The 22,688-nt window shown below is 37.3% G+C and carries 31 protein-coding genes; 16 read left to right on the forward strand and 15 right to left on the reverse strand.

The window, feature by feature from the left end; all coding sequences use genetic code 11:
• Positions 1-94: 94 nt before the first annotated feature.
• The 3 genes from yppF to BMY13_RS10710 all read right to left on the reverse strand — a co-directional run bounded on the left by yppF (position 95) and on the right by BMY13_RS10710 (position 3,955).
• Positions 95-286, reverse strand: coding sequence for a YppF family protein (gene yppF / locus BMY13_RS10700; RefSeq protein ID WP_342728881.1), 192 nt, complete (start codon positions 284-286; stop codon positions 95-97).
• A gap of 458 nt (positions 287-744) precedes the next feature.
• The gene (locus tag BMY13_RS10705; RefSeq protein ID WP_092504512.1) at positions 745-2,976 is read right to left on the reverse strand and encodes a beta-propeller domain-containing protein; all 2,232 of its coding nucleotides are present in this window, start codon (positions 2,974-2,976) and stop codon (positions 745-747) included.
• 118 nt (positions 2,977-3,094) lie between these two features.
• Positions 3,095-3,955 (reverse strand): DegV family protein, encoded by an 861-nt coding sequence (locus BMY13_RS10710; protein ID WP_092493653.1) that lies wholly within the window; start codon positions 3,953-3,955, stop codon positions 3,095-3,097.
• Positions 3,956-4,091: 136 nt separating this feature from the next.
• Between BMY13_RS10710 and BMY13_RS10715 the strand changes: the two genes are divergently transcribed.
• Together BMY13_RS10715 and BMY13_RS10720 are read left to right on the forward strand one after the other, a co-directional pair.
• Positions 4,092-4,937 (forward strand): YitT family protein, encoded by an 846-nt coding sequence (locus BMY13_RS10715; protein ID WP_092493654.1) that lies wholly within the window; start codon positions 4,092-4,094, stop codon positions 4,935-4,937.
• 28 nt (positions 4,938-4,965) lie between these two features.
• Positions 4,966-5,436 carry a hypothetical protein gene (locus tag BMY13_RS10720; RefSeq protein ID WP_092504514.1) on the forward strand — a complete coding sequence of 157 codons (471 nt, stop codon included), beginning with the start codon at positions 4,966-4,968 and terminating at the stop codon, positions 5,434-5,436.
• Positions 5,437-5,503: 67 nt separating this feature from the next.
• Here BMY13_RS10720 and BMY13_RS10725 read toward each other — a convergent pair whose 3' ends face one another.
• From BMY13_RS10725 to BMY13_RS10735, 4 genes are all read right to left on the reverse strand, one after another.
• Positions 5,504-5,767 (reverse strand): NifU N-terminal domain-containing protein, encoded by a 264-nt coding sequence (locus tag BMY13_RS10725; RefSeq protein ID WP_092504516.1) that lies wholly within the window; start codon positions 5,765-5,767, stop codon positions 5,504-5,506.
• Between the two features lie 175 nt (positions 5,768-5,942).
• Positions 5,943-6,140, reverse strand: a complete 198-nt coding sequence (locus tag BMY13_RS10730; RefSeq protein ID WP_092493657.1) for a DUF3813 family protein — start codon at positions 6,138-6,140, stop codon at positions 5,943-5,945.
• Positions 6,141-6,290 (reverse strand): hypothetical protein, encoded by a 150-nt coding sequence (locus BMY13_RS19500; protein WP_175476774.1) that lies wholly within the window; start codon positions 6,288-6,290, stop codon positions 6,141-6,143.
• A 139-nt stretch (positions 6,291-6,429) separates the two neighbouring features.
• Positions 6,430-7,278: a Cof-type HAD-IIB family hydrolase gene (locus BMY13_RS10735; RefSeq protein WP_092493658.1), complete on the reverse strand. Its 849-nt coding sequence runs from the start codon at positions 7,276-7,278 to the stop codon at positions 6,430-6,432.
• Between the two features lie 137 nt (positions 7,279-7,415).
• On the opposite strand from BMY13_RS10735, the gene BMY13_RS10740 reads away from it, so the two are divergent.
• The 5 genes from BMY13_RS10740 to moaD all read left to right on the forward strand — a co-directional run bounded on the left by BMY13_RS10740 (position 7,416) and on the right by moaD (position 10,350).
• The gene (locus BMY13_RS10740; protein WP_092493659.1) at positions 7,416-8,177 is read left to right on the forward strand and encodes a prolyl oligopeptidase family serine peptidase; all 762 of its coding nucleotides are present in this window, start codon (positions 7,416-7,418) and stop codon (positions 8,175-8,177) included.
• Positions 8,178-8,250: 73 nt separating this feature from the next.
• Positions 8,251-8,562, forward strand: a complete 312-nt coding sequence (locus BMY13_RS10745; protein ID WP_092493660.1) for a metal-sulfur cluster assembly factor — start codon at positions 8,251-8,253, stop codon at positions 8,560-8,562.
• A 598-nt stretch (positions 8,563-9,160) separates the two neighbouring features.
• The gene (gene mobB / locus BMY13_RS10750) at positions 9,161-9,658 is read left to right on the forward strand and encodes a molybdopterin-guanine dinucleotide biosynthesis protein B (protein WP_092504518.1); all 498 of its coding nucleotides are present in this window, start codon (positions 9,161-9,163) and stop codon (positions 9,656-9,658) included.
• Between the two features lies 1 nt (position 9,659).
• On the forward strand, positions 9,660-10,124 hold the full coding sequence (locus tag BMY13_RS10755) for a molybdenum cofactor biosynthesis protein MoaE (protein WP_092504520.1): 465 nt from the start codon (positions 9,660-9,662) through the stop codon (positions 10,122-10,124).
• Complete coding sequence (gene moaD / locus BMY13_RS10760) at positions 10,117-10,350, forward strand: molybdopterin converting factor subunit 1 (RefSeq protein WP_092493663.1); 234 nt, start codon at positions 10,117-10,119, stop codon at positions 10,348-10,350. The genes BMY13_RS10755 and moaD overlap by 8 nt, the downstream gene beginning before the upstream one ends.
• Positions 10,351-10,435: 85 nt before the next feature.
• Here moaD and BMY13_RS10765 read toward each other — a convergent pair whose 3' ends face one another.
• The 5 genes from BMY13_RS10765 to BMY13_RS10790 all read right to left on the reverse strand — a co-directional run bounded on the left by BMY13_RS10765 (position 10,436) and on the right by BMY13_RS10790 (position 13,537).
• A complete protein-coding gene (locus BMY13_RS10765; RefSeq protein WP_092504522.1) occupies positions 10,436-10,738 on the reverse strand; it encodes a metal-sulfur cluster assembly factor in 303 nt (100 codons plus the stop codon).
• A gap of 20 nt (positions 10,739-10,758) precedes the next feature.
• Positions 10,759-12,003: a heme-copper oxidase family protein gene (locus tag BMY13_RS10770; RefSeq protein ID WP_245736085.1), complete on the reverse strand. Its 1,245-nt coding sequence runs from the start codon at positions 12,001-12,003 to the stop codon at positions 10,759-10,761.
• 4 nt (positions 12,004-12,007) lie between these two features.
• The gene (locus tag BMY13_RS10775) at positions 12,008-12,223 is read right to left on the reverse strand and encodes a DUF2249 domain-containing protein (RefSeq protein WP_092504526.1); all 216 of its coding nucleotides are present in this window, start codon (positions 12,221-12,223) and stop codon (positions 12,008-12,010) included.
• Complete coding sequence (locus BMY13_RS10780) at positions 12,220-12,471, reverse strand: DUF2249 domain-containing protein (protein WP_092504528.1); 252 nt, start codon at positions 12,469-12,471, stop codon at positions 12,220-12,222. Before BMY13_RS10780 ends, BMY13_RS10775 begins: the two co-directional genes overlap by 4 nt.
• Positions 12,472-12,844: 373 nt before the next feature.
• Complete coding sequence (locus BMY13_RS10790; RefSeq protein WP_175476775.1) at positions 12,845-13,537, reverse strand: Crp/Fnr family transcriptional regulator; 693 nt, start codon at positions 13,535-13,537, stop codon at positions 12,845-12,847.
• 227 nt (positions 13,538-13,764) lie between these two features.
• Here BMY13_RS10790 and BMY13_RS10795 point away from each other — a divergent pair, with 227 nt between their 5' ends.
• The gene (locus BMY13_RS10795) at positions 13,765-14,004 is read left to right on the forward strand and encodes a DUF2249 domain-containing protein (protein WP_092493669.1); all 240 of its coding nucleotides are present in this window, start codon (positions 13,765-13,767) and stop codon (positions 14,002-14,004) included.
• A gap of 188 nt (positions 14,005-14,192) precedes the next feature.
• On the forward strand, positions 14,193-15,317 hold the full coding sequence (locus tag BMY13_RS10800; RefSeq protein ID WP_092504532.1) for a TIGR04053 family radical SAM/SPASM domain-containing protein: 1,125 nt from the start codon (positions 14,193-14,195) through the stop codon (positions 15,315-15,317).
• Positions 15,318-15,345: 28 nt separating this feature from the next.
• Here BMY13_RS10800 and BMY13_RS10805 read toward each other — a convergent pair whose 3' ends face one another.
• Both BMY13_RS10805 and BMY13_RS10810 read right to left on the reverse strand, forming a co-directional pair.
• On the reverse strand, positions 15,346-15,615 hold the full coding sequence (locus BMY13_RS10805; protein ID WP_092504534.1) for a YrhK family protein: 270 nt from the start codon (positions 15,613-15,615) through the stop codon (positions 15,346-15,348).
• Between the two features lie 54 nt (positions 15,616-15,669).
• Positions 15,670-16,494: an undecaprenyl-diphosphate phosphatase gene (locus tag BMY13_RS10810; protein WP_092504536.1), complete on the reverse strand. Its 825-nt coding sequence runs from the start codon at positions 16,492-16,494 to the stop codon at positions 15,670-15,672.
• A 94-nt stretch (positions 16,495-16,588) separates the two neighbouring features.
• Here BMY13_RS10810 and BMY13_RS10815 point away from each other — a divergent pair, with 94 nt between their 5' ends.
• Complete coding sequence (locus BMY13_RS10815; RefSeq protein WP_092504539.1) at positions 16,589-16,927, forward strand: hypothetical protein; 339 nt, start codon at positions 16,589-16,591, stop codon at positions 16,925-16,927.
• Positions 16,928-17,061: 134 nt separating this feature from the next.
• On the opposite strand, the gene BMY13_RS10820 is transcribed toward BMY13_RS10815, so the two are convergent.
• Positions 17,062-17,241 (reverse strand): DUF2929 family protein, encoded by a 180-nt coding sequence (locus BMY13_RS10820; protein ID WP_092493674.1) that lies wholly within the window; start codon positions 17,239-17,241, stop codon positions 17,062-17,064.
• A 127-nt stretch (positions 17,242-17,368) separates the two neighbouring features.
• On the opposite strand from BMY13_RS10820, the gene BMY13_RS10825 reads away from it, so the two are divergent.
• From BMY13_RS10825 to BMY13_RS10850, 6 genes are all read left to right on the forward strand, one after another.
• Positions 17,369-17,938, forward strand: a complete 570-nt coding sequence (locus tag BMY13_RS10825) for a hypothetical protein (RefSeq protein ID WP_092504540.1) — start codon at positions 17,369-17,371, stop codon at positions 17,936-17,938.
• Positions 17,939-18,025: 87 nt separating this feature from the next.
• Entirely contained in the window at positions 18,026-19,003 is a 978-nt protein-coding gene (locus BMY13_RS10830; RefSeq protein ID WP_342728892.1) for a BMP family ABC transporter substrate-binding protein, read from the forward strand.
• Positions 19,004-19,094: 91 nt separating this feature from the next.
• Positions 19,095-20,033, forward strand: coding sequence for a beta-ketoacyl-ACP synthase III (locus tag BMY13_RS10835; RefSeq protein ID WP_092504542.1), 939 nt, complete (start codon positions 19,095-19,097; stop codon positions 20,031-20,033).
• A 29-nt stretch (positions 20,034-20,062) separates the two neighbouring features.
• A complete protein-coding gene (gene fabF / locus BMY13_RS10840; RefSeq protein WP_092493677.1) occupies positions 20,063-21,301 on the forward strand; it encodes a beta-ketoacyl-ACP synthase II in 1,239 nt (412 codons plus the stop codon).
• A gap of 288 nt (positions 21,302-21,589) precedes the next feature.
• Positions 21,590-21,796, forward strand: a complete 207-nt coding sequence (locus BMY13_RS10845) for a YuzI family membrane protein (RefSeq protein ID WP_092493678.1) — start codon at positions 21,590-21,592, stop codon at positions 21,794-21,796.
• A 100-nt stretch (positions 21,797-21,896) separates the two neighbouring features.
• Positions 21,897-22,658 (forward strand): YjbA family protein, encoded by a 762-nt coding sequence (locus tag BMY13_RS10850; RefSeq protein ID WP_092493679.1) that lies wholly within the window; start codon positions 21,897-21,899, stop codon positions 22,656-22,658.
• The last annotated feature ends 30 nt before the right edge of the window (positions 22,659-22,688 follow it).

Genomic DNA, 22,688 nt, shown 5'->3' on the forward strand with positions numbered 1-22,688 from the left:
TCCTCCTGGAATGTTAATTGTTGTTTTATCCATTCCCCGAGATTAATAATTTAAATCATAAAAAAGCCCTCTTCTGGAGGACTAATTGTTTCTATTAAGCGTACTCATGAGCTGAGATAGCGCCTTGTCTATGCAAATAGTAATAGATTTTTCGATACTCATTTATGTCAATTTCACAGTTGATGTATTTTTGCTGATAGAAATCCAAAAGAGCGTTAATTGATTCAGGTGGCTGATTTCGATCCGTTTCAAAAATCGTTATTAGTTCAAATATACTCATACTCATATAAACCCTCCATCAAAAGATTTCGCTTAAGGTTGTCCTATCAGAAATATATGCTGGAGGCTTTTGTATAATGCTAATTAATTCAACTTGCGCAGCGTAAAATGAACGCATAAACTTTGAAGGAATAAGAAAGGCTGAGAAACACTACTTGAGTTGACTTAGATCAATGGTTCTTATTTGATATAAAATGCGACGTACTTTTTAAAAAATTTGAGTGCTATTATGACGCTTCGGAAACACACTACGCTTTCCGCGGGCTCGTGGTGAGCCCACGGAAAGCGAGTATATTCAAGCTGCGTGGTTAGAGATTCTCACTAAATACTTCTAATCGTATCTGTGTTGCATTTTATATCAACTACAAAATAGGAAAATTTAAGCGATTTTGCTAAAGACAGGGAGGGGGTTATACAAAAAGGGCGCCCTAAATTAAAGGGAGCCCCAAATATCGTTACTAATTGTTAATATCTTTCTTTCAGTTCTGGTAATTCGACTGTTTGTGTAACATACTCTTCTGACATATCATAAACTTTCATTTGGCTTAGGGAGAATGTGTATAATGTGTTCCCAACAGATACCATCCGTTTGATTTCAGATTCCCATTTTGGATGCTGCATTTGTTCCATTTTCTGCTGATGTGTAATGGTATCTTTTACATTAATTCCATTCTCAGGTGTAATGTTGTATAAAAAGGCACCTTCGTAAACTAGTGACTGTTCTTCATACGTTGCATCACCTTTATGAACTGTTTTAGTTTCAAACAATGTTGCTGGGAAGCCAAAAATATTATCCTCTGGATGCTTGTATAAAGCATTATGATTATGGTTGAGTTCCGTATAGGAGTGTCCCTGACCGATAATCTCACTAAATTCCTCTTTTGGATTTGTTGGATCAGCCACATCAAATACTGATATTTTCAGTCCGTTAATTCTGACTCGCGGCTCACGTTCATCCTTGGTTTCAACTAACTTTGTGTTTTGACCGAAACCAATTACATGGTTATCATCTAAGGGGTGCAAGTAGTTGCTGAATCCAGGGATCTTTAATTTGCCGAGAACAGCAGGTTTTTCTGGATTCTTTAAATCGATAACAAAAAGTGGATCAACCTGTTTAAATGTTACCATGTACGCAACTTCTTCCATGAATCTGACGCTATAGATTCGTTCGTCCTTGGCTAAACCTTCTAATTTTCCAATCGGGTTCATCTGTAAATCGAATGTATACAGGTTATTGGTAGAAGGTTCTTTTTCATTCCACATATCTCCCTTTGTTGTTGCCACACGAAATGTTTTGTTACGTTCATCCATGGCAAACTGATTAATTAGTGTACCATTAACAACCGTAGAAGCATTATACGTTATTTTTCCGCTATCGATTTTAAATTGATTGATTTCTGTATTTGCCGGCGGTCTTGCAATAGCAATATCAGTTGTACTTTCACCAGCATCGTTTTCATCTTTTTCCTGGTAATTATATTTATTTACTGCAATATAGATATTTTCTTTGGACATATACATTTGATTGGAGGCACCAAGGTAGGATTCCATAGATATTTTTTTATTCATATTGTCTAAGTCAATTGAACCTAACAGCAAGAAATTCTCATCCTCACTTTCAGGGAAAAAGTACATCGAATCATAATCCAATGGCTTTACTTCGTTACTAACAGCAGTATCCTTAACAAATGGTCTTACATCAGTATCTATAGACTCCTCTTCAAGAATACGATATGGGGGATGCTGATTTGCAATTAAATACATATGTCCATCCATCAATCGCGAAGCTGTAAGAGATCCTTCAAATGATATTTCCCGAACTTCCTTTGGGTTGCTTTTGTCAGAAACATCGTAAATTAGCACTGAAGTTTGCATACGGTGCAGAGGAAAGCGTTCTACGCTACCAGATTTGGCTGATTGTTGTTCTCGGATAGGCTCCGATTTATGTCCAATCATGATCAGTTTATCTTTGTGTAAATAAAGTTCAGCTGGACGAAAGCTTTCCTGGGAAATCGTGCTTAATACGTTACTATTATCTTTATTAGCATTGGTTATCACAACGTCAGATTCTCTAGCAAAATACACAAATTCGCCATCGGTTTTGATAATATCACCTTCATCAATACCATCAACTTGAACATTTGTTGTAGAGGCTTTTTCACCACTGCTTGCTGTGTCCATTGCTGCATCACCACTAGAACTTTCTTCTGTTGAGCTATCATTTTGCTGTACAGTCATTTCTTTTCGTTGTTCCATTCGTTCGTTAAGTAATGTCATTAGTTGTTCATTGTCTTTTATGTTTGGTATTCTTGCTACAGCTGTGAAAGAGTGCGTAAATGTATTGTCCAATTGACTACCTGCAACTGTTTCAACTTCAGCAGAAACGGTTATCATATACGTATGGTCAATGTTATACCCGTCATTAGGTGCTTGTAGTGTCAATACCGTATTATCTTCATTCCATTTAAATGAAACATCAACTTGTTCGTTGTTGTTGTTCTTGACTGTTACAGTTTCGCTTGTAAACGTATCGGGATTCATCTTTTTGGAAAAATGAATAGTCCAATCTTTGAATGTAGGTGCGTAACTTGATTTGGAAGGAATGTTTGCTGTTATTGTGTTGGAAAAGAAGATAAACGCCACTGAAATAATAACAATAAAACTTGTTCCAATTATCCACCAGATTTTCTTTTTCATAATTTAGTCACCTCTATATTTTTTTGCGTCTTTAATTTGTTAGACGACAGAAGGGGTATAATGTTACAAGATTATTACAAAAAATACTGACCCAGACTAATTGGATCAGTATCTATAATTACTTATATTCTTTATTTAAGAAGAAAATTGCGATCGTTCCTGGTCCCGCGTGAGATCCAATAGCTGAACCGACCATTTCAATTACAATATCGTGAGCGCCAAATTTATCTTTAAACATTTCAGCATATTTTTCGGCTGTCTCCAAGTCGTCGCCATGACTGATGCCAATCGTTTGGTTTGTGAAGTCAGTTCCGCGTTCCTCCATAATTTCAAGCATACGGTTTAATAACTTTTTTGAGCCTCTTATTTTTTCGAGAGGGACAAGCTTTCCGTTCTCGACATGCAGAATTGGTTTTATTTTTAGGAGCGTACCAACAAATGCCGCTGTCTTACTTACACGACCACCACGATAGAGGTATTCCAAATCATCAACAGTAAAAATATGTTCCATATGTTCTGCATGATATGTAGCTGTTTCGATGATTTCATCAACACTTGCGCCATCTTTAGCAAGTTCGGCAGCACGGAGGACGATTAGTCCAAGTCCGATTGATACACACTTCGTATCAATAACATGAATAGATGCGTCAGGGTATGTTTCTTTAACTTCCTGTTCCATCATTTTTGCTGTTTGGTATGTACCGGATAACTCTGATGATAATGCCAGGTAGATTAATGGCTGATTTGATTCTGCATACGATGTGAAAATAGTTTTAAAGGATTGTGGAGCAACTTGAGATGTCTTGGGACTCTTTTCTTCTCGCATAGCATCATAGATTGCTTTAGGCTTTATTTCTCTACCATCTGCAAATTCATTCTCGTCTAAATGGACCGTTAATGATACCATTTCGATGTCATATTCATTATAATGTTCTTTTGAGAGATCACATGCTGAGTCTGCTAGAATTTTAATACTCATTATAATCACCTTCATTCATATAAAGTACTTGTATATACTTAAGTTTAAAACTATATGGAAAGATAGTCAAAGTATATTTGTAAGAAATGTAAAAATAATGATAAACTTAATCGAAGCTCACAAGAGGGAGGTAGCTATGTTTTTATTTGAAGCAAGACGTATTATAATTGTAATATTCGGAGCAATGCTGAATGCTATGTCACTAAACTTCTTCTTAATTGGAGCAAATGTTTACGCAAGTGGCTTTACAGGTGTTGCACAGCTTATTTCCAGTGTATTCAATGATTTCCTGGGAATCGGTGTTAGTACAGGTATTCTATTATTCATATTAAATATTCCAGTTGCCATATTAGGCTGGTATAAAGTTGGTAAAGGATTTACCGTATATAGTGTTATTTCTGTTGTTTTTACGACAGTATTTTTAGAACTGTTGCCTATTGTAATTTTTTCAGAAGATATTATACTTAATGCTGTTTTCGGCGGGGTTTTAGCTGGGACAGGTGTTGGAATTACATTAAAGCTTGGTGCTTCCACAGGTGGTATGGACATTGTAGCGATGGTTTTATCCCGTATGAAAGATAGACCAATCGGAACTTATTTTCTGTTGTTAAATGGAATAATCATCGCAATGGCTGGGTTCCTTTATGAACCTGAAAACGCACTTTATACATTGTTAACACTCTATGTTACAACACGTGTAATTGATGCGATCCATACCCGTCATGAGAAAGTGACAGCAATGATTATTACACTTAAGGCAGATGAATTGCAAAAAGCGATACATGATACTATGGTCCGTGGAATTACAATAATTCCAGCTAAAGGGGCATACACGAAAGAAGACAAAAATATGATGTACCTTGTTGTAACGCGGTATGAGTTATATGATCTGGAACGAATAATTGGTGAAGTTGATCCGAATGCATTTACTAATATAGTTCAAACAACAGGCATATTTGGTTTCTTCAGACGTGACAATTAAAACGGTACACTACAAGGGGGAGTTAAAAATGAAAAAGTTTATCATCACATTACTCTGCGCATTTGCTCTGGTGGCTTGCAGCAGTGAAGAAGGAACTAGCTCCGAATCTGCTAATGAGAATAGCGAAGAAGAGAATGACTCAGAATCAAACGGTGAGAAGAGTGCAGAAACAGAGGGAAGTGCAGCGGTTCAATTTAGGAATGTTGAAATGAATATTCAAGAAAGTACTATTAGGGTTTCGGGTGAAGCCAAAGCTATGGACAATACATTCTTCTATAAATTTGAGCAGGGGGATTCAGTAATCGTGAAGGAAACTGCTGTTGACCTAGAAAAAAATGATCAAGGCTGGGGTAGTTTTCAGCTTGAATTAGAACTTACCCAAAAGGTAAGAGAAGCACAAGTAATGCCAGTTATTACGTTGTATGATAAAAAAGAAGATGGAACAATGGTAAATAAAAATTATCTTCCAGTCGATTTAAGAAATCTACAAAATCAGTAAAAAATTAGAGGTACATATCATAATTTTGATTTGTACCTCTCTTTGTTTACATATTACTTATGTAATTTTAATATCCGTGTTTTTCAAATACTTCTTTAACTTTTGCTTCAAGTTGATCCCATTCTGCATCAAACATTTTATTTATCGTAATAAAGTTTTGGTATCCAAAAACATTATCAACACCGTCAAGTTTCATCATATCATTTAATATCTCATGCTCACTTGTATCACCAGGCATTACAGAAATACTACTGTCTCCTTGAAATATAAGTTTGTCCGTTGTAAATTTTAGTGCATTTGGATTAGGTGTAGCTTCAGCTCTAACTCCCATTGTTAATTACCTCCCTAGATAGTACCTACTTAATTTTATTTTAGCAGAAAATCAATCGGGACAAAAGGAAAACACCCTTACCATTAAAATGTGGTAAGGGTGTTTATTTTGCACGTTATAATCCCTCGTCATCAGAAAAATGATTTGAAAATCAGTAACGCACATTTAATGGAGGTTAACTTAATTGGTTGTGTTGACGTAATTGCTGCTCAAGTTGCTGTAGTTGCTGTTGCTCTTCAGGAGAACTTTCGGCTTTGGCTGACTGTATGGCGTTTTGTGCAGCCTGTTTATCCTTTTGGTTTGCTGCTCCTCCTTGAGCATTCGTTATGCGGTTAACGGCAGTTTTAGCTTGCTGAAATAAATTATTTTCCATCTAAAACCCTCCTACTGTGTGGCTGTCCGCTTCCTCACGCTTCCGTTCAACATCGCTGAATCGTGATCGGTAAGGAAATCGTTCATCATGTTTTTTAACAGAATCAGCACTGTGTTGACTGAATCGCCTTGATTTGTTACGTTTCCCCATCGGTGATTCCTCCTTAGAAAAACAGTTGCAACCACTTGCGAAAAGTGATTGGTAAAGTTTATCTATTCCGGAAGTCAACAAAAAAGTAGTGAACGCTTTGATGCGCTCACTACTAGTATGGTTCAATATTTGTTTTATATTAAAGGAAATTTTTAGAGGGCTTCTGTAACTGAAGCTTTAAATAATCCTCAAGAAAAACACCAATGCCATCTTGTTCATTAGTGGCTGTTACATGTTTTGAAATAGATTTTAATTCATCTATTGCATTTCCCATTGCGACACCTACACCTGCATAGTCAATCATTTCCAAGTCATTATCTTCATCACCAAAAGCAATAATTTGCTCTTGCGGGATATGATAATAATGTGCAATTTTTTGAAGTCCTACTGCTTTATTCATACCTTTTCGGACAATTTCAATTATGTTCCATGGCGCACCCCATTTACGGTGCTCGATAAGTTCGGCATGATAATCATCTAAATGGCTTCTTAATTTATGAATATGTTCTTCCTTTGGGTGAATTAGCAAGGATGTTGGATCTTCTTTCAGCTCATTTTTAATACTGCCAATTGTAAAAGGTGGATCCTGTTGAGTTGTTTGAAAAATGTCGATAATTTTTTCGTCGTATTGATCAAGATAGACAGTATCCATAACTTCGGCTAAAACGTTATTAACGTTCAAATCATGGCATGCATCAATGATTTTATGCGCTGTTCTGATTGGCATTGGACTATGCAATGCATCCCACTTATGATCTGTTGGATGGTGGATTAATGCACCATTGAAATTAACCATTGGCGTATCCATACCGAGCGCATGGTAATAATTAATACTTGCACGGTGTGGTCTGCCGGTTGCTATAACCACAATATGCCCATCATTTTTTGCCTGTTGAAGCGTTTGCTGATTACGGATACTAATTTCTTTATTATCTGTCAGAAGCGTTCCATCTAAGTCTAACGCAATTAAGTGCCGTTTATTTTTCATAAGTTTTCACCTCATATTAGTTTAGTTTATAAGTCATTTCCATATATGTAAAGGATTATATTACTTGTCGCTTGCAATTTACACAAATTTAATAATATGATGTTCAGTAAATAATATTATATGAGAGGGTCCTGAGAATGATTGGGATATTTCACAAACAAATCAAATCCATTCCGTGTTTAATCATTGTTGATTCAGCAAAGGAAAAGGAACCATTACCAACACTTACATATTTCCACGGATTTACCAGTGCAAAAGAACATAATCTTCCTTTAGCCTACTTGCAAGCAGAAAAAGGATATCGCGTTATTCTTCCAGACAGCATGTACCATGGGGAACGCGAGGCAGAGATTTCCACAAATAAAAAGCAAATCTCCTTTTGGGATATCGTAATGCAAAATGTAAATGAATTAAAATTTATCAAGGGTGCATTAGATGAAGAAAATTTAATTTTGGATGATCGGTTTGGAATTGCTGGCACAAGTATGGGAGGAATTACAACTGCCGCTGCTTTAACACAATTTCCGTGGGTTAAAGTTGCTGGCGTATTAATGGGATCACCAAAAATAACAACTTATGCAAAAACGTTAGTAAACAGCTTTAAAAAAATGGGTGATTTACCAGTGACAGACGAAATGATTGATCAGCTGTATGAACAGTTGCAGCATTATGATTTATCGAATCATGTGGAGAAGCTTCAGGAGCGCCCATTGCTATTCTGGCATGGGGAAAACGATTCTGTTGTGCCATTTGATCATTCATATACGTTTTTTGAAGATGCAAAGCAGCATTATTCTGACCAGGGGAAAATTCAATTCTTGAAAGAAACAAATACTGGCCATAAAGTAAGCCGTTATGCAATACTCGAAACAGTAAAATGGTTTGAAAAACATCTATAGTGTGAGTTATATCATTTAAAAATTACTAAAAATATGTTTAAATAAAGGTAGTATAATGAAGGAGGTAATGGTTATGGATGAAGCTCTGAAGGAAAATATGATGGGCGCACTTGAGAATGTAATTGACCCTGAGCTAGGTATTGACATAGTTAATCTTGGGCTAATATATGACGTTGATTTAAATGAAGAAGGTATCTGTGATGTTACAATGACATTAACAGCAATGGGTTGTCCATTAGCTGCACATATCGAACAGGATGTAAAACATGCACTATCAGATATACCTGAGGTTAAAGAAATTAACGTTAATATCGTATGGAATCCCCCATGGGGCAAAGATAAAATGTCACGTTATGCCAAAATTGCACTTGGAGTTCCAGATTGATTTATTAAATACGAGGTTGGTTCATATGAAATGAATCGGCCTTTTTTTATATAGGTGCATTTAAGCAGTATTGCTTTTATAACTGTCAAAAAGCTAAAGACTGTGATGGAATGTGGATAATTACTGAAATGCTATACACCGCTTCGGAAATACACTACGCGCACCTTAGGCAACGCTTCAGCTGTTGCTGTTCCCGCTGGAGTCTCCATGTATTTCCTCCGCTGGATTGTGCTCACTTTATCTTGACAAATAAAATGCATATTATGATGGATAATATCAAGCATATTCAAACCATAATACCAGCAGTTGGAATTTGCGATATTCCTGTGGGACTGCGATTCTAATAGCCCTAAAAGGGAGCCTTCTTTGTGAGCGAGACAGACTAATTACGCCACGACTATGCATTTACACTAGCACGTCCTATGCGTCGGAGGCTCGTGGTGAGGCCGCGGAAGGATATTCCAACTGCGTGGTCAGTGTGCCACACTAAATACTACGAATTGGTTACCTTAAGCTATATCGCAGTTTATATTAACTGTGAAGATTAATAAAGCAACAAAATTTACAAAAAGATCCTTCTATAAAATGAGGTAAAAGTATGCAAATTTGTCAGATAGTTGGTTATAAAAATTCGGGGAAAACTACGGTAATGAATAATTTGATTCGTTACTTTTCATCAAGTGATATGAAAGTTGGTACACTAAAACATCATGGACACGGTGGCGAGCCAGATATAGTGGAGAATACGGATAGTACGATGCATATTGAATCTGGTTCACTCGTAAGTGGTGTCCAGGGTGAGAATATAACCCAATTGACTTTCCATATGAAGATGGAGCTGGATGAGCTCATTCAGATGTATAACAATTTTTCGATTGATTTACTATTAGTTGAAGGATATAAAAATGCTTCATATCCGAAGATAGTAATGGTGAAAAATGAGCAGGATTTTTCGCTTTTTAAGGGATTATCCAATATAATTGCAATAGGAACATGGGATGAGGGTTTATTTAAAAATAGTGGACTCCCCACATTTAGTATAAATAATATTGATGAAAACATAGTTCAACTAGCTGAATACGTAAGAAGGTGTTAAGATGAATAACAATTTTTGGATTACAGATAAGCCGATTCAAATAAATGAATGCATTGATAAAGTAGTCCGGGCCGAAGCAGGGGCAGTTAATACGTTTATTGGTACAGTTCGTGAGTTCACCAAAGGAAAAAGGACGTTATACCTGGAGTATCAGGCATATAAGGAAATGGCCGAAAAGAAATTGTCCCAAATTGGTGAAGAAATTAATGATAAGTGGAACGATGCTGAGACAGCCATTGTTCACAGGGTTGGCCAATTGGATATATCAGATATAGCGGTAGTGATTGCTGTTTCTACACCGCATCGAAATGATTCTTTTGAAGCAAGCAGATATGCAATTGAGCGAATTAAAGAAATTGTCCCCATTTGGAAAAAAGAACATTGGGAAGACGGTACAAAATGGATAGGTGATCAAAAGGAACAAACGACCTATATACCTTCCGAGGAGGATTTGCGAAATGATTGATGTGTTATTTTTTGCCGAATTACAGGAGATTGTAGGTAACGAGAAAGTCTCTGTTGAAGCGGATGGAATTACCGTGACTGAATTGAAAAACAACCTTTTATCAACGTACAATTTGGATAATCTGAGCAATGCAATGGTTGCAGTAAATCAAGAATATGCGCAAGCGGATGCAACCTTAAAGAAGGGTGATGTTGTAGCGTTTATCCCACCGGTTAGTGGAGGGTAAATACAATGAATTACCTGTTAGTAAAAATTAAAAAAGTATCGTTCGGCACAATCTAAGTAGCCGTTCGATACTTTCAACAGATTAATTAGCGCATTCCAAGCATTTCCTTAGCACGATCACTCATTTTCACGGGGGTCCATGCCGGTTCCCATACAAGATCAATTTTTATTTCACCAACACCCTCAACTTGACTGACACGGTGCAGAACACCCGATTTAATGCTGTCATGCATTGGGCAGCCAGGAGTTGTCAATGTCATTACAATTCTAATATTGTCATCAAAGTCAACTTCGATTCCATATATAAGTCCAAGATCCATTATATTAACGCCAAGCTCTGGGTCAATTACTTCGAATAAAGCAGCTCCAACCCTTTTATCCAATGACATAAAGAAAGTCTCCTTCCATTTCACTTAATTAAAACTTGAATAATTGATAAAGCGTATAGCAAGGATGTAAACGCAAGTAGTCCCTGAAATATAAATACGAAAAATTCGATATACAATAAGCCGCTTCCGGTTAGGCCAAAGACGCTGATGACAAATAACGTAAACAGAATGACAGCGTGTTTTTCATTAATCATTTCTTTCAGTGTAGGTACCTTTTCTTTACCGATTTTGTCTGCGTATTTATGTGTCCACCACAGAAATGGGACGATTTTATACAGATAGCCCAGGATACTAAAGATTATCCAGCTCATAACATATAAAAATATCAGCCATCCCCAAACAGCAGATTCACGAATACCACTAACACTGAACATGAAGGCTAGCATATGAACACCCAATCCATTGAAAATAGCTAAAACAGAAAATGAAAAAGGCTTATCTAATTTTTTCTTCAGCCGTTTTGCTAAAATTTCTCTTATATCAAGAACAAAAAAGAAAAATCCTGCTAAAAGTAAAAACCAGCCAGTTGATTGGACAAGTGTATTTTCTATCCAGAATGAACTAATTAAACTTATTAGGCCTGCAATATATGTGATGAATGCGGGTTTCGCCCATTTCATCGAATAACCATGTGACAAACTGAACATTGGAACAAGCTTATAGGAAAATCCAAAGATCAATAATGTGAACCATCCAGAAACTCCAAGGACAATGTGAGACGATAAAATTGTCCCATGACTGCCGATACTGCCAATTGAGACGTTCCATGCCAGTAGAAAGCCAGCGACAATTGTAAGGAAAAAGCTTGTAATTGCCCCAATTACAAATAGTGTCATAGTGTTCTTTTTCTTTTGCTTAAAGATGGTTTTCACCATTTGAATAATAAACATCATAATTCCGATGATGGCAACTATCCCACCGTATAATGCGAATTCAGGCATTACCCCAAGTAATATGGAAAAAGCTGTTACACCAATTGCAGTTACAAGAAACTGAATAAAGCCAAACGTTTGATTCCAGATTGGTGTTAAGAAGGCAACAGGAACGAGCTGATACATCGCTCCCATTGCAATCATTACCGCATACCCTAACAGCAAAAAGTGTGCTCCCATCCAAATGTCTGGGATCCTGAACTGTCCCGCTGCAAGTACATCATTATTTAAAAAAAGAACTATTTGTGAAATAACCAGTGCCGCTAGTGCATATAGGATAAAGGCTAGTGGCAATTTTATATTTGTGTCTGAATTAAGGCTTCCGCCAGCCATCATGTTATTCACCAGATTTCGTTATTGTAATTTTAAAGCTTCCATCCTCTTGTTCTTCTGTATCGTGCTGGTAACCTCGATCGTTCAATTCTTCATATAAAAATAACGGGCGGCGGTCATTAATGATTGAAAATGACGTACCGTTTTCCATTTTATCCAGTGTCTTTAGAGTACGCATCATAGGTTGAGGTGGTTCAAGGCCACGATTATCAATAATCATTTTAGGACAGCCACCTTTTTTGTATAGGTTACTTTCCAATGTTTTGACTCTATTTTTTCAACGATGCGTTCAAATCCTTTACGTCTCAATATTGCATGCAGCGGAACCGGGTTGAACGGTGCGTGCAGGATAAATGATTCACCATCGTTCACCTCCTTGACAGCTCCCATGATTTTATCAAAAGGCTCCTTCTTCATGCGCAAGTCTTCACGGACATCGAGCTCAACAATTTTTACATCTGCTTTCATGAAATCACCTCATATTTTATTCTGAATCTAATATCATGATAATGATTTTCAATTAAAAAAGTAGTGACTTGTATCACGTTTTGATAATTTTATTAGAGGAGAGCGAGAACATCGCCAGAAGCAGGGCGTGAATCGCCAGAAGGAGAGCGTGAATCGCCAGAAGGAGAGCGTGAATCACCAGAAGGAGGGCATGAATCGCCAGAAGAAGAGCGTGAATCGCCAGAAGGAGGGCGTGAATCACCAGAAGAAGGGCTCGAATCGCCAGAAGGAGGGCTCGAATCACCAGAAGGAGGGCGTGAACCAACGGAAGAGCAGATTTTCAACAGACGAAATGAAAATAAAGAGGTCATCCTCAATTTGGGATGACCTCCACTTAAAACAATTCTTCTTTTAACGCATCAGTATCCAGAATGAATGATCCTGACTTATCGGCAATTATTAGATTTTGTTTTTTTAACTGTGTGAGCGTACGGCTGACGGTCTCACGACTGGAACCTATCATGTTGGCAAGTTCACGGTTTGTGAAATGTGTTGTTATTTTAATCATTTCATCCTTGGTTTCTTTTCCATAGTCTTTGGCAAGTCTTAAAAGTAGCATAATAATCTGTTCATATGTGTTATGTAGAATTTTTTCTTCTAATCTATTATGTAGGTCCATAATTTTGTCGCCTAAAACACGGAAAAGTTTAATACAAATTTCAGGATGGGTAATTAGGTAGTTCTCGAAGTTCTTAATAGGAATATAAATTAGTATAGCATCTTCCAGTACTTCGGAGTGTGCCGGGCAATCACCTTGTCTAAAAAAACCTTGGTGCGGAAACATATCGCCAGGTTGCAGAACGTTCACAATCTGTTCTTTCCCATGAATGTCAGTTTTGTAAATTTTGACTTTTCCTTGATGAATAAAGTAGACGTTTGTCAATGGATCGCCTTGCATAAATATATGTGTGCCATGACGGTACATGCGGTGTTTAGCTAGTTCAACAATTGGCTCCATTTCATAGTCTGTCAAATCTTTAAACAATGGAACCTTTTGTAATAATTCTTGAATTGTATGTGTATTCAATTTCATACTCCCTTCTTCAATAATAAACAACAGCACTTTATTTTAGTATTAGTCCAATTACATTTTATCACTTTATATAGATTCCTATAACCAATAAGTGTGAAAATTATTTGTCAGCGTGATAAATATCATGTCAAGGTGTGTTCTCACTCACAACTAAGAATAGAATTTGCGTTTATGATGAAGTTGGTTAAAGGTTATCAAATCTTAATTTGGAGGGAAAAGCAATGAATGATACTCAGTTTGCAGTGAAAATTCATGCACCGGAAATAGAGCCAAGGTTTAGGCATCAAAAAATATTTGAGGTATTTGATGAGCTGAAATCAGGAGAGTTTATGGAGCTTTCCAATGATCATAATCCAAAACCGCTTCATTATCAGTTTATGATTGAACGTGAAGATACATTCTCATGGGAGTACTTAGAAGAAGGTCCATCTCTGTGGCGTGTAGCAATCGGTAAACAGTAAAATTGTTAAGCCCTTGGTGGTTAATCCAAGGGTTTTAATTTGCAGTTAAGAAGGTATTAATATCCTTTTTACGTTTTCGCATTAAAACTTGGCGATTTTATGACATTTACATATTAGTGAGAAATGTCACATCTGGTCACAAGGGAAATACGTAAGCTAGATGCAGCAACTAATTTAGGAGGGGTAGCATGTTTCCACAAGATTATAATGAAAATCCGTTTATCGTTATTTGGGAATTGACACGTGCCTGTGAATTGAAATGTCTGCATTGCAGGGCAGAAGCACAATACCATCGGCACCCATTAGAATTATCATTTGAAGAGGGAAAAAAATTAATTGATGATCTATATGAAATGAATAATCCGATGCTTGTTTTTACAGGCGGTGACCCATTAATGCGTCCGGATGTCTTTGATATAGCTGAATACGCGGTGAAAAAAGGTGTACGTGTATCGATGACACCTTCTGCAACACCGAATGTAACGAAAGAAGCAATGGAAAAGGCGAAGAATGTTGGGCTAGCAAGATGGGCATTTTCCATCGATGGACACTCTGCAGAGGTTCATGATCATTTCCGTGGTACGTCAGGTTCGTTTGATTTAACAATGAATGCGATAAATTATTTACATGAGCTGGAAATGCCCCTCCAGATAAATACAGTGATTTCAAGATATAATGTCGACTATCTGGATGAAATGGCTGAAATGGTGGAGAAATTAGGTTGTGTGCTTTGGAGTGTGTTTTTCCTTGTGCCAACTGGTCGTGGAAAAGAAAGTGATATGATTTCACCTGCTGAACATGAGAAAGTATTACGCTGGCTATATAAACTGTCAAAACGTGTTCCATACGATATAAAAACAACCGCAGCACAGCATTATCGCCGTGTTGTTATTCAAGGAAAAATGCGCGAGAATAAAGATCATGATGATGCGATTCGTTATGAAGACGCACTAATGAGCGGCAAGACAGGTCAAATTGATGGGCTCGGTCGTGCACCTAAAGGGGTCAATGATGGCAACGGCTTTGTGTTTATTTCACATACCGGTGATGTTTTTCCAAGTGGACTGTTACCGATAAAAGCAGGAAATGTACGCGAGACACCACTTGCAACGATTTACCGTGAATCAGAAGTGTTCCAAAACTTGCGTAATCCCGATAAATATAAGGGGAAATGTGGAGTATGTGAATTCAGGCATGTATGCGGTGGATCAAGATCAAGGGCATATAACGTAACCGGTGATTACATGGAGAGTGAACCATATTGCGTTTATATTCCAAAAGCAATGCGGAAAAAGAAAAAACAAGCTAACTAAACTGCAAAAACTTCTAGCAGGTATTTGGCTAGAAGTTTTTTCTTTTATTGGAGAATTGAAAGGCGTGTATTAATTTTATAACAGGTCGGGCGAGTAGTTGCGCACTTCCCACGATAAATAAAATGGCGCCTGCAGTTTTTAAAGGTTCAAAAAGAAAAAACACACTTCCAATCAGAAACCAAAGCCCAAGTGTGAAGTCATTTAATAAAGTTATCAGTCGGTATTTTTTGTTAAATGAAAGTTCATAGGTACCGAGATGGATATCCAGGAAATTTTTTTCATCTTTTATAAAAGCCATAAAAATCCCTCCATAGGGTTTAAATACCCAATTGGAGGGATTAGCAAAACATAATTATAGGAAGAGAATGACAAGTATACCTACGATAAAGCAATAGAATGCGAAGTATTTAAGGTTTCCGCGTGCCATTACATTCATAAACCAGCGTAATGAATAATAGGAGGCAACAAGTGATGCTGCAAATGCCAGGATATAAGGTATCGCTAGTACGCTTATGTTATCATCTCCAAGAATTTCACCGGCAGACATAACCGTTATTCCTAAACTTACTGGAATATAAAGCAGGAATGAAAAACGTAAAGCTGTTTCTGATTTCATGCCAACAAGCATTGCTGCGACAATCGTTGCACCTGAACGGCTAATCCCTGGTATTAGAGCAACAGATTGAGCTAAACCAACAATAATTGCGTCCTTTATGGTTATATCACCATCATTCTTATTGCCACGTAAATTGCGAATGATCCATAAAGCAAGTCCAGTTATAAGTAGTGTATAACCGATTACGGATACTGTGCTTAACTCTTCTTCAATATAATCTTCAAATAATACACCAAGAATACCAGTTGGAATCGTTGCAATAATGAGAAACAGGATAAATTGAAAATCACTTTTTGCAGCGTTATCCTTCGTTGAAATATACCGAATCCCATTTTCAACCAACCGATATATATCTTTTCGATAAATAACAAGGACAGCAATAAGTGAGCCAAAGTTAACCAGTATTTCGAACGATAGCCCTGTTACCTCGGTTACACCAAATAGCTCGCGTAAAATAACAAGATGGCCGCTTGATGAAATCGGAATAGGCTCAGTAAAACCTTGTATCAATCCTAAAAAAGTATATTTTATTAATACCCAAAGCGAATTAATTACTTCCATTGTGTTTCCTCCCAAACGAAGATGGATTTTCAACCATAACAAGTCACCAACCTATAGGCAATTGAATAGTCTAGTTGGTGAGGAGGTTGAAAATATGAATCAGAATTATCAACAAATGTATGAATTATGTAAGAATCATATGCATTCTTATGTACTGGTTGAAATGAATGATGGAACAAAAGTAGATGGCATCATAACAGGTCTTGATGATGAATATGTATATGTTGCAGTTCCATTAGGGCAAGGAGATGAGCAGCATGCAAATGCATACCCGTCTGACCACCAGCAGCGCCAATTTGGTTTCGGGTATCCCGGTTATGGGTATCCCGGCTATGGCTATGGTTATGGGTTCGGTTATCCTAGAAGAAGATTCAGACGACTTATCTTACCTTTGGCAGCACTTACTGCATTAAGTGTATTACCCTGGTATTAAAACAAAAACCCTTGCCATTCGTCACCTTGAAGGCAAGGGTTCATCAACAGTTTAAATGACTGCTTAAGTACAATTATGACACTCGCCATAAAAGCCTAGTTAATGCCAAGTTTTCTAATAAATTTTAAATTATATTATTGTTCACTTTCACTTTTTAAAGCACCTTCACCCAAAATGCTGATAGCAATTGTAACGATTACGGCAAGTATAACTGTGTTCATCAAATTGAATGGGTTGCCAGCCATACTACTTAAAACGTATGAAATAACACCACTAATTAAAAGTGCCCAAACTAATGGAAGTAGAAACCGCATAATTTACACCTCTTTTTTTATTTACGACAAGTACTGATTCGTGAAACTTTCCTCATATAGTTTATCAAATCCACATAAAAAATAAAAGTATTTATTAGTTAAGAATAAAAGTGAAGGATGGATATTCATGTTATTTTTAGTAGAGAACTGTTTTCAGTGGGTTGGTTTTCATATTGTTAATTGTTTACTGGAAAATGGTTATAAAGTAGATGGAATTGACGATCTCTCCTCAGATAAAAAAAAGCACCTATCAATGTTTGTGGGAAGAAATTCATCATTCCAGCATATATCTTCTTCGGAAAGGGATGCAACGTACGATAGTTCAATTAAAATCACAGAAAATCAACTTGATTTAACACTTCAACAGAATACAAGCCATTTAATTAAACTTCCAATACTTTTTGGTGAATGGATGCCTATGAAAATTAATGGAATGTATCATCATAACTCATTTATACCGTTTGATTCGGATATTTTTTTGAATGAAGCAATTTATATAGGAGACTTTATGAAAAGCCTTACCCAGTGGATAAAGTCGTCTCAATTACCAGAAATCTTAGAAGTTAAATCAATAAATAATAAACAAAGTGAGGAGATAAAACTTGAAAATTCCGTCTATATTCGAAACAATAGAACTATAGAAGAAAATCTAAAAATGGTTATAAAGCACTATGAGAAATTTGAAGACTTTTATTAATATCCTGAGTATTAACAGGTAATTAGCATTTTTCAAGTTGTAGTTTATGGTTAAAATACAGACAAGCAATCATCAATCCGGATTGGAGTGCGCGCGTTGAAAAAAGTTTCCATTGTTATATTAACAGCTATTATATTTATGATTTTATCGGGATGTTCAAATTATTTTGATCAAGGTAAATTGCAGAAGGCAGGAATGCTGGTTGAAACATCTATTCACGATCAGCCATGGGGGAAAAAGGGGTATCAAGGATTACTTGAAATAGAGGAAGAGTTTAATGTTGATGTTTTTTTCAAAGAAGGTATTCAAACCGAACAGGAAGTTAATGAGGCAGTTGATGAACTGGTTAATCAAGGGGTAAATCTTATATTTGGACATAGCAGTACATATGGGAAACACTTTAAAGATATTTCAACAGCATACCCAGATGTTCATTTTGTCTATTTTAACGGTGGTCAGTTTGATGAAGATTTGACGAGTCTGAATTTCAACTCACATGCCATGGGGTTTTTTGGTGGAATGATTGCAGCAAGGATGACCGAAACGGATAATGTAGGGGTTGTTGGAGCGTTTGAATGGCAGCCTGAGATAGAGGGTTTTTATGAAGGGGCAAAATACCAGAACCAAGAAGTTGAGGTACACTTAAGTTATGTAAACAACTGGAATGAAAGTCAACTTGCATTGGAAAAGTATGAACACATGCAGAACAAAAATGTGGATGTATTCTATCCAACCGGAGATATGTTTAGTGCTTCTATTATTAAACATGCAAGTGAAGATGACTTGTATGCTATTGGATATGTTTCAGATCAATCTGAAATCGCTGAAAATACAGTTTTGACAAGTACAATTCAGCATGTTGAAAAATTATATGTTCTTACTGCGGAAAAATTTAATGAGGGAGAGCTTCGTGGTGGTGTGTTAACGTTTGACTTTAAGGATGATGTTATCTCTTTGGGGAAATATAGCCCGGATGTCCCTGAGGAATTTAAGGACAAGATGAAAGAAGCGGTTGAGGAATATAAGGAAACTGGATTATTACCGAATGAACAAGAGTCAGATTAATTCTTTTTCTTGCACATTGGGAAAGAATGCATTAAAATTAGTACCAAGTCATAAGATTTGATATTAACATTAGTTATAAGGGGATGAAAATATGAATGTTGGTCTTTTAGGCACTGGACATTACGTCCCAACCAACGTAGTGACGAATAAAGATATGGAAAAAATTGTCGACACAAACGATGAATGGATAAGAACAAGAACTGGTATTGAAGAACGCAGAATAGCAAGTGATGATATAAATACTTCAGATATGGCCTTTTTTGCAGCACAGGAAGCATTGAAAGAGTCAAATGTAAAGGCAGAAGATATTGATTTAATACTTGTTGCTACTGTAACACCAGATACACCGTTTCCATCAGTATCATGTATGATCCAGGACAGATTAGGAGCACGTAAAGCTGCGGCAATGGACATAAGTGCAGCTTGTTCAGGATTTATGTACGGGGTAGTTACAGCTAAACAGTTTATCGAAACAAATGCCTATAAAAACATTTTAGTAGTTGGTGTAGAAAAGCTTTCTAAAATTACCGATTGGTCAGACCGTAATACATGTGTGCTTTTTGGTGATGGAGCTGGCGCGGCAGTAGTAGGACCGGTTTCAGAAGGTAAAGGAATTCTGTCCTTTGAACTTGGAGCAGATGGTTCAGGCGGAAAAGAATTATACCAAAATGATGAGGATCACCTTATGATGAATGGTAGAGAAGTATTTAAATTTGCTGTGCGACAAATGCCGGATTCGTCGGTAAATGTCGTTGAGCAAGCTGGATACAACAAAGAAGATGTTGATTATTTAGTACCACACCAGGCGAATATTAGAATCATGGAAGCGGCCCGGGAAAAATTAGGAATTTCAGAAGAAAAAATGGCGACTTCCATTAAACGATATGGAAATAATTCGTCTGCTTCTATTCCGATAGCTTTATCTGAAGGTGTAAAGAGTGGTAAGATAAAAGATGATGATTTAGTCGTTTTAGTTGGCTTTGGCGGAGGATTAACGTGGGGTGCTATTGCGCTTCGCTGGGGCAAATAACTTAGTTTACGTCATAGGAGGAATACGCAATGGAGGAAAGAAGAGTAGTTATAACAGGACTCGGATCAGTTTCCCCCGTAGGAAATGATGTACAGACAATGTGGGATAACGTTGTCGCAGGGAATTCTGGAATTGATTATATAACTAGACTTAATAAAGATGATTTTCCCGCACATGTAGCTGCAGAAGTGAAGGATTTTGATCCAACCCTTTTCATGGAGAAAAAAGATGCAAGAAAGATGGATTTGTTTACACAATATGCTGTGGCTGCTTCTAAAATGGCAATTGACGATGCAAATCTTACAATCGATGAAAACAATGCTAATCGAGTTGGAGTTTGGATTGGGTCTGGCATTGGTGGTATGGGAACATTAGAAGATCAGCATACGAAGTTTTTGGAAAAAGGATATCGTCGTGTGAGTCCTTTCTTCGTGCCAATGATGATTCCGGATATGGCAGCAGGTCAAGTATCAATCCAGTTTGGTGCAAAAGGAATTAACTCATGTACTGTAACAGCATGTGCATCAGGCGCAAATTCAATTGGTGATGCCTTTAAGGCTATTGAGCGCGGTGATGCTGACTATATCATCGCAGGCGGAACCGAAGCACCGATTACAAATATGGCATTTGCGGGTTTTTCTTCGGCAAAAGCATTATCAACAAATGAAGATCCAAAAAAAGCAAGCCGCCCATTTGATTTAGATCGTGATGGATTTGTAATGGGTGAAGGAGCAGGTATTCTAATTTTAGAAACACTAGAATCTGCACAAGAGCGTGGTGCGCACATTTACGGTGAGATTGTTGGCTATGGTGCAACAGGTGATGCGTATCACATTACTGCTCCAGCAGAGAATGGTGAAGGGGCTGCACGTGCCATGCAGCATGCAATTGAGGATGCAGGAATTTCCCCTTCAGATGTCGACTATGTGAATGCACATGGAACAAGTACACATCTTAATGATAAGTTTGAAACAGTAGCAATCAAAACGGTTTTTGATGAATATGCTTCTAAACTGCCAATATCGTCGACCAAAGGGGTCACAGGGCATTTGTTAGGTGCAGCTGGTGGTATTGAATCAGTCATATCTATTAAATCGATTGCGGACGGTCAAATCCCTGGGACAATGAACTATGAAACACCAGACCCGGATTGTGATCTTGATTATGTTACCAACGGATCTCGGAAACAGGATGTCAACGTCGTGATGAGTAATTCACTTGGATTTGGTGGACATAATGTTTCGTTAATTTTTAAAAAGTTTAACTAGTCTAAGCAAGAGGCTGGCCTGAGGAGGTCAGCCTTTTTTTATGGCGGTTTAGAAACTATAAATACTTTTTACTGGAGGTTTTAAGAAAGCAATTTACGATTTCATAAGAATACCTTTAACGAATGCCAAGTTTCTGAGATTTGGCAGGGGGAAGCGTGTGGAGTGGCCGGACCGCGAATAGTCGTACAAGAGTTGTATCACTTCGCTCTGCTTACAGCTATTCATGTATTCCATTGCCCATGCATAAAATAAAATAAATGCACTGGACAAGCATGGGTGGTGGAAAAAATGGGGACTGTCTTTTTATTTTTGATAGGCTTTGGACTGGCTGTTACAGGTGGGGTAACAACGATAGCATATATGAATTTCCTGCCTTCTGGGATTTCTTGGGGGGATTATTTAATTTTCATCACAGGACGGTTGGAATGTTATTTTTTACCAATAGGCTTTATATTAATGGCAATTGCACTTTTTCGATACCCTCACAATATGTAAACTTCTCGCAAATCGAATATTTTTTTGCATGATGGTCATAATGTATTTTAAATGATTTCATTTTAGAAAAAGACAAAGTGCAAAGAAGCGAGGGTTGTATATGTTGTATTTACACGATGTTTGGGTTAATTGGTTTGAAGGTGAAGAAAATGGCTATAGTGTTTGCTATTTTCATGAGTGGCGAAAAGAAGACGGGATAGAGCTGTTAGATCAGGTTCCACTACTATACATATCTGAAGTGCTTTATAACTACATAGAAAATGACATGCATGATTTACCTAAAGGACTTCTTGATATGATTCACAAACGTGCCTATGTCCGCAAAGGCCAGGAGAGAACGGTACTTGATTACGCATGTGTTGTTACCGACGGCAAGGATATTATTGCTTTTGATTCAATCGGCTATCGGATACCTATTCGTAAAAGCAGACTTATTCCACGTCAAGAGCAACTTGTGTTTGATATGATCAAAACCACCAAACCAGAATCGTTTAAATTTGAAGGAGAAATCGTCGAAAAAGAATATCATATGCTTTCGATGGCTCCAGAACTTGTTCATGGATTGACACGCAGAGAAAGGCAGCTCAAGCAATTGCTGATGATTGCCCTTGATCAATTGAGAACTGCAAATAACCTGGAAGAGCTTCGCTACTGGCTGACCGAATGGGATCCGAAAAAATACCCTTATATTCGGTATATGAACGAGGATAAAGTGTGGGAAGCACTTTATGAGGGTGTTAAGCAAGGGTGGAGTATTGGGCATGAAGAATTGTGCAGCAAGATGATTAAAGGACAGCCATTTCTGGAAAGAATGTGGGAGCTTGAACAAGCGCCTGAGCAAAATACATCGAAGCAGAAGTAGAGCATTGGCGGGCTCGCCGAATTCACGGCG

It is taken from the genome of Virgibacillus subterraneus, assembly GCF_900110695.1.
Lineage (GTDB): Bacteria > Bacillota > Bacilli > Bacillales > Amphibacillaceae > Lentibacillus > Lentibacillus subterraneus.

Excerpts from the sequence above, each read along its gene's own strand:
- yppF (WP_342728881.1), bottom strand. The coding sequence starts at position 286 with ATGAGTATGAGTATATTTGAACTAATAACGATTTTTGAAACGGATCGA.
- BMY13_RS10705 (WP_092504512.1), bottom strand. The coding sequence starts at position 2,976 with ATGAAAAAGAAAATCTGGTGGATAATTGGAACAAGTTTTATTGTTATT.
- BMY13_RS10710 (WP_092493653.1), bottom strand. The coding sequence starts at position 3,955 with ATGAGTATTAAAATTCTAGCAGACTCAGCATGTGATCTCTCAAAAGAA.
- BMY13_RS10715 (WP_092493654.1), top strand. The coding sequence starts at position 4,092 with ATGTTTTTATTTGAAGCAAGACGTATTATAATTGTAATATTCGGAGCA.
- BMY13_RS10720 (WP_092504514.1), top strand. The coding sequence starts at position 4,966 with ATGAAAAAGTTTATCATCACATTACTCTGCGCATTTGCTCTGGTGGCT.
- BMY13_RS10725 (WP_092504516.1), bottom strand. The coding sequence starts at position 5,767 with ATGGGAGTTAGAGCTGAAGCTACACCTAATCCAAATGCACTAAAATTT.
- BMY13_RS10730 (WP_092493657.1), bottom strand. The coding sequence starts at position 6,140 with ATGGAAAATAATTTATTTCAGCAAGCTAAAACTGCCGTTAACCGCATA.
- BMY13_RS19500 (WP_175476774.1), bottom strand. The coding sequence starts at position 6,290 with ATGGGGAAACGTAACAAATCAAGGCGATTCAGTCAACACAGTGCTGAT.
- BMY13_RS10735 (WP_092493658.1), bottom strand. The coding sequence starts at position 7,278 with ATGAAAAATAAACGGCACTTAATTGCGTTAGACTTAGATGGAACGCTT.
- BMY13_RS10740 (WP_092493659.1), top strand. The coding sequence starts at position 7,416 with ATGATTGGGATATTTCACAAACAAATCAAATCCATTCCGTGTTTAATC.
- BMY13_RS10745 (WP_092493660.1), top strand. The coding sequence starts at position 8,251 with ATGGATGAAGCTCTGAAGGAAAATATGATGGGCGCACTTGAGAATGTA.
- mobB (WP_092504518.1), top strand. The coding sequence starts at position 9,161 with ATGCAAATTTGTCAGATAGTTGGTTATAAAAATTCGGGGAAAACTACG.
- BMY13_RS10755 (WP_092504520.1), top strand. The coding sequence starts at position 9,660 with ATGAATAACAATTTTTGGATTACAGATAAGCCGATTCAAATAAATGAA.
- moaD (WP_092493663.1), top strand. The coding sequence starts at position 10,117 with ATGATTGATGTGTTATTTTTTGCCGAATTACAGGAGATTGTAGGTAAC.
- BMY13_RS10765 (WP_092504522.1), bottom strand. The coding sequence starts at position 10,738 with ATGTCATTGGATAAAAGGGTTGGAGCTGCTTTATTCGAAGTAATTGAC.
- BMY13_RS10770 (WP_245736085.1), bottom strand. The coding sequence starts at position 12,003 with ATGGCTGGCGGAAGCCTTAATTCAGACACAAATATAAAATTGCCACTA.
- BMY13_RS10775 (WP_092504526.1), bottom strand. The coding sequence starts at position 12,223 with ATGATTATTGATAATCGTGGCCTTGAACCACCTCAACCTATGATGCGT.
- BMY13_RS10780 (WP_092504528.1), bottom strand. The coding sequence starts at position 12,471 with ATGAAAGCAGATGTAAAAATTGTTGAGCTCGATGTCCGTGAAGACTTG.
- BMY13_RS10795 (WP_092493669.1), top strand. The coding sequence starts at position 13,765 with ATGAATGATACTCAGTTTGCAGTGAAAATTCATGCACCGGAAATAGAG.
- BMY13_RS10800 (WP_092504532.1), top strand. The coding sequence starts at position 14,193 with ATGTTTCCACAAGATTATAATGAAAATCCGTTTATCGTTATTTGGGAA.
- BMY13_RS10805 (WP_092504534.1), bottom strand. The coding sequence starts at position 15,615 with ATGGCTTTTATAAAAGATGAAAAAAATTTCCTGGATATCCATCTCGGT.
- BMY13_RS10810 (WP_092504536.1), bottom strand. The coding sequence starts at position 16,494 with ATGGAAGTAATTAATTCGCTTTGGGTATTAATAAAATATACTTTTTTA.
- BMY13_RS10815 (WP_092504539.1), top strand. The coding sequence starts at position 16,589 with ATGAATCAGAATTATCAACAAATGTATGAATTATGTAAGAATCATATG.
- BMY13_RS10820 (WP_092493674.1), bottom strand. The coding sequence starts at position 17,241 with ATGCGGTTTCTACTTCCATTAGTTTGGGCACTTTTAATTAGTGGTGTT.
- BMY13_RS10825 (WP_092504540.1), top strand. The coding sequence starts at position 17,369 with ATGTTATTTTTAGTAGAGAACTGTTTTCAGTGGGTTGGTTTTCATATT.
- BMY13_RS10835 (WP_092504542.1), top strand. The coding sequence starts at position 19,095 with ATGAATGTTGGTCTTTTAGGCACTGGACATTACGTCCCAACCAACGTA.
- fabF (WP_092493677.1), top strand. The coding sequence starts at position 20,063 with ATGGAGGAAAGAAGAGTAGTTATAACAGGACTCGGATCAGTTTCCCCC.
- BMY13_RS10845 (WP_092493678.1), top strand. The coding sequence starts at position 21,590 with ATGGGGACTGTCTTTTTATTTTTGATAGGCTTTGGACTGGCTGTTACA.
- BMY13_RS10850 (WP_092493679.1), top strand. The coding sequence starts at position 21,897 with ATGTTGTATTTACACGATGTTTGGGTTAATTGGTTTGAAGGTGAAGAA.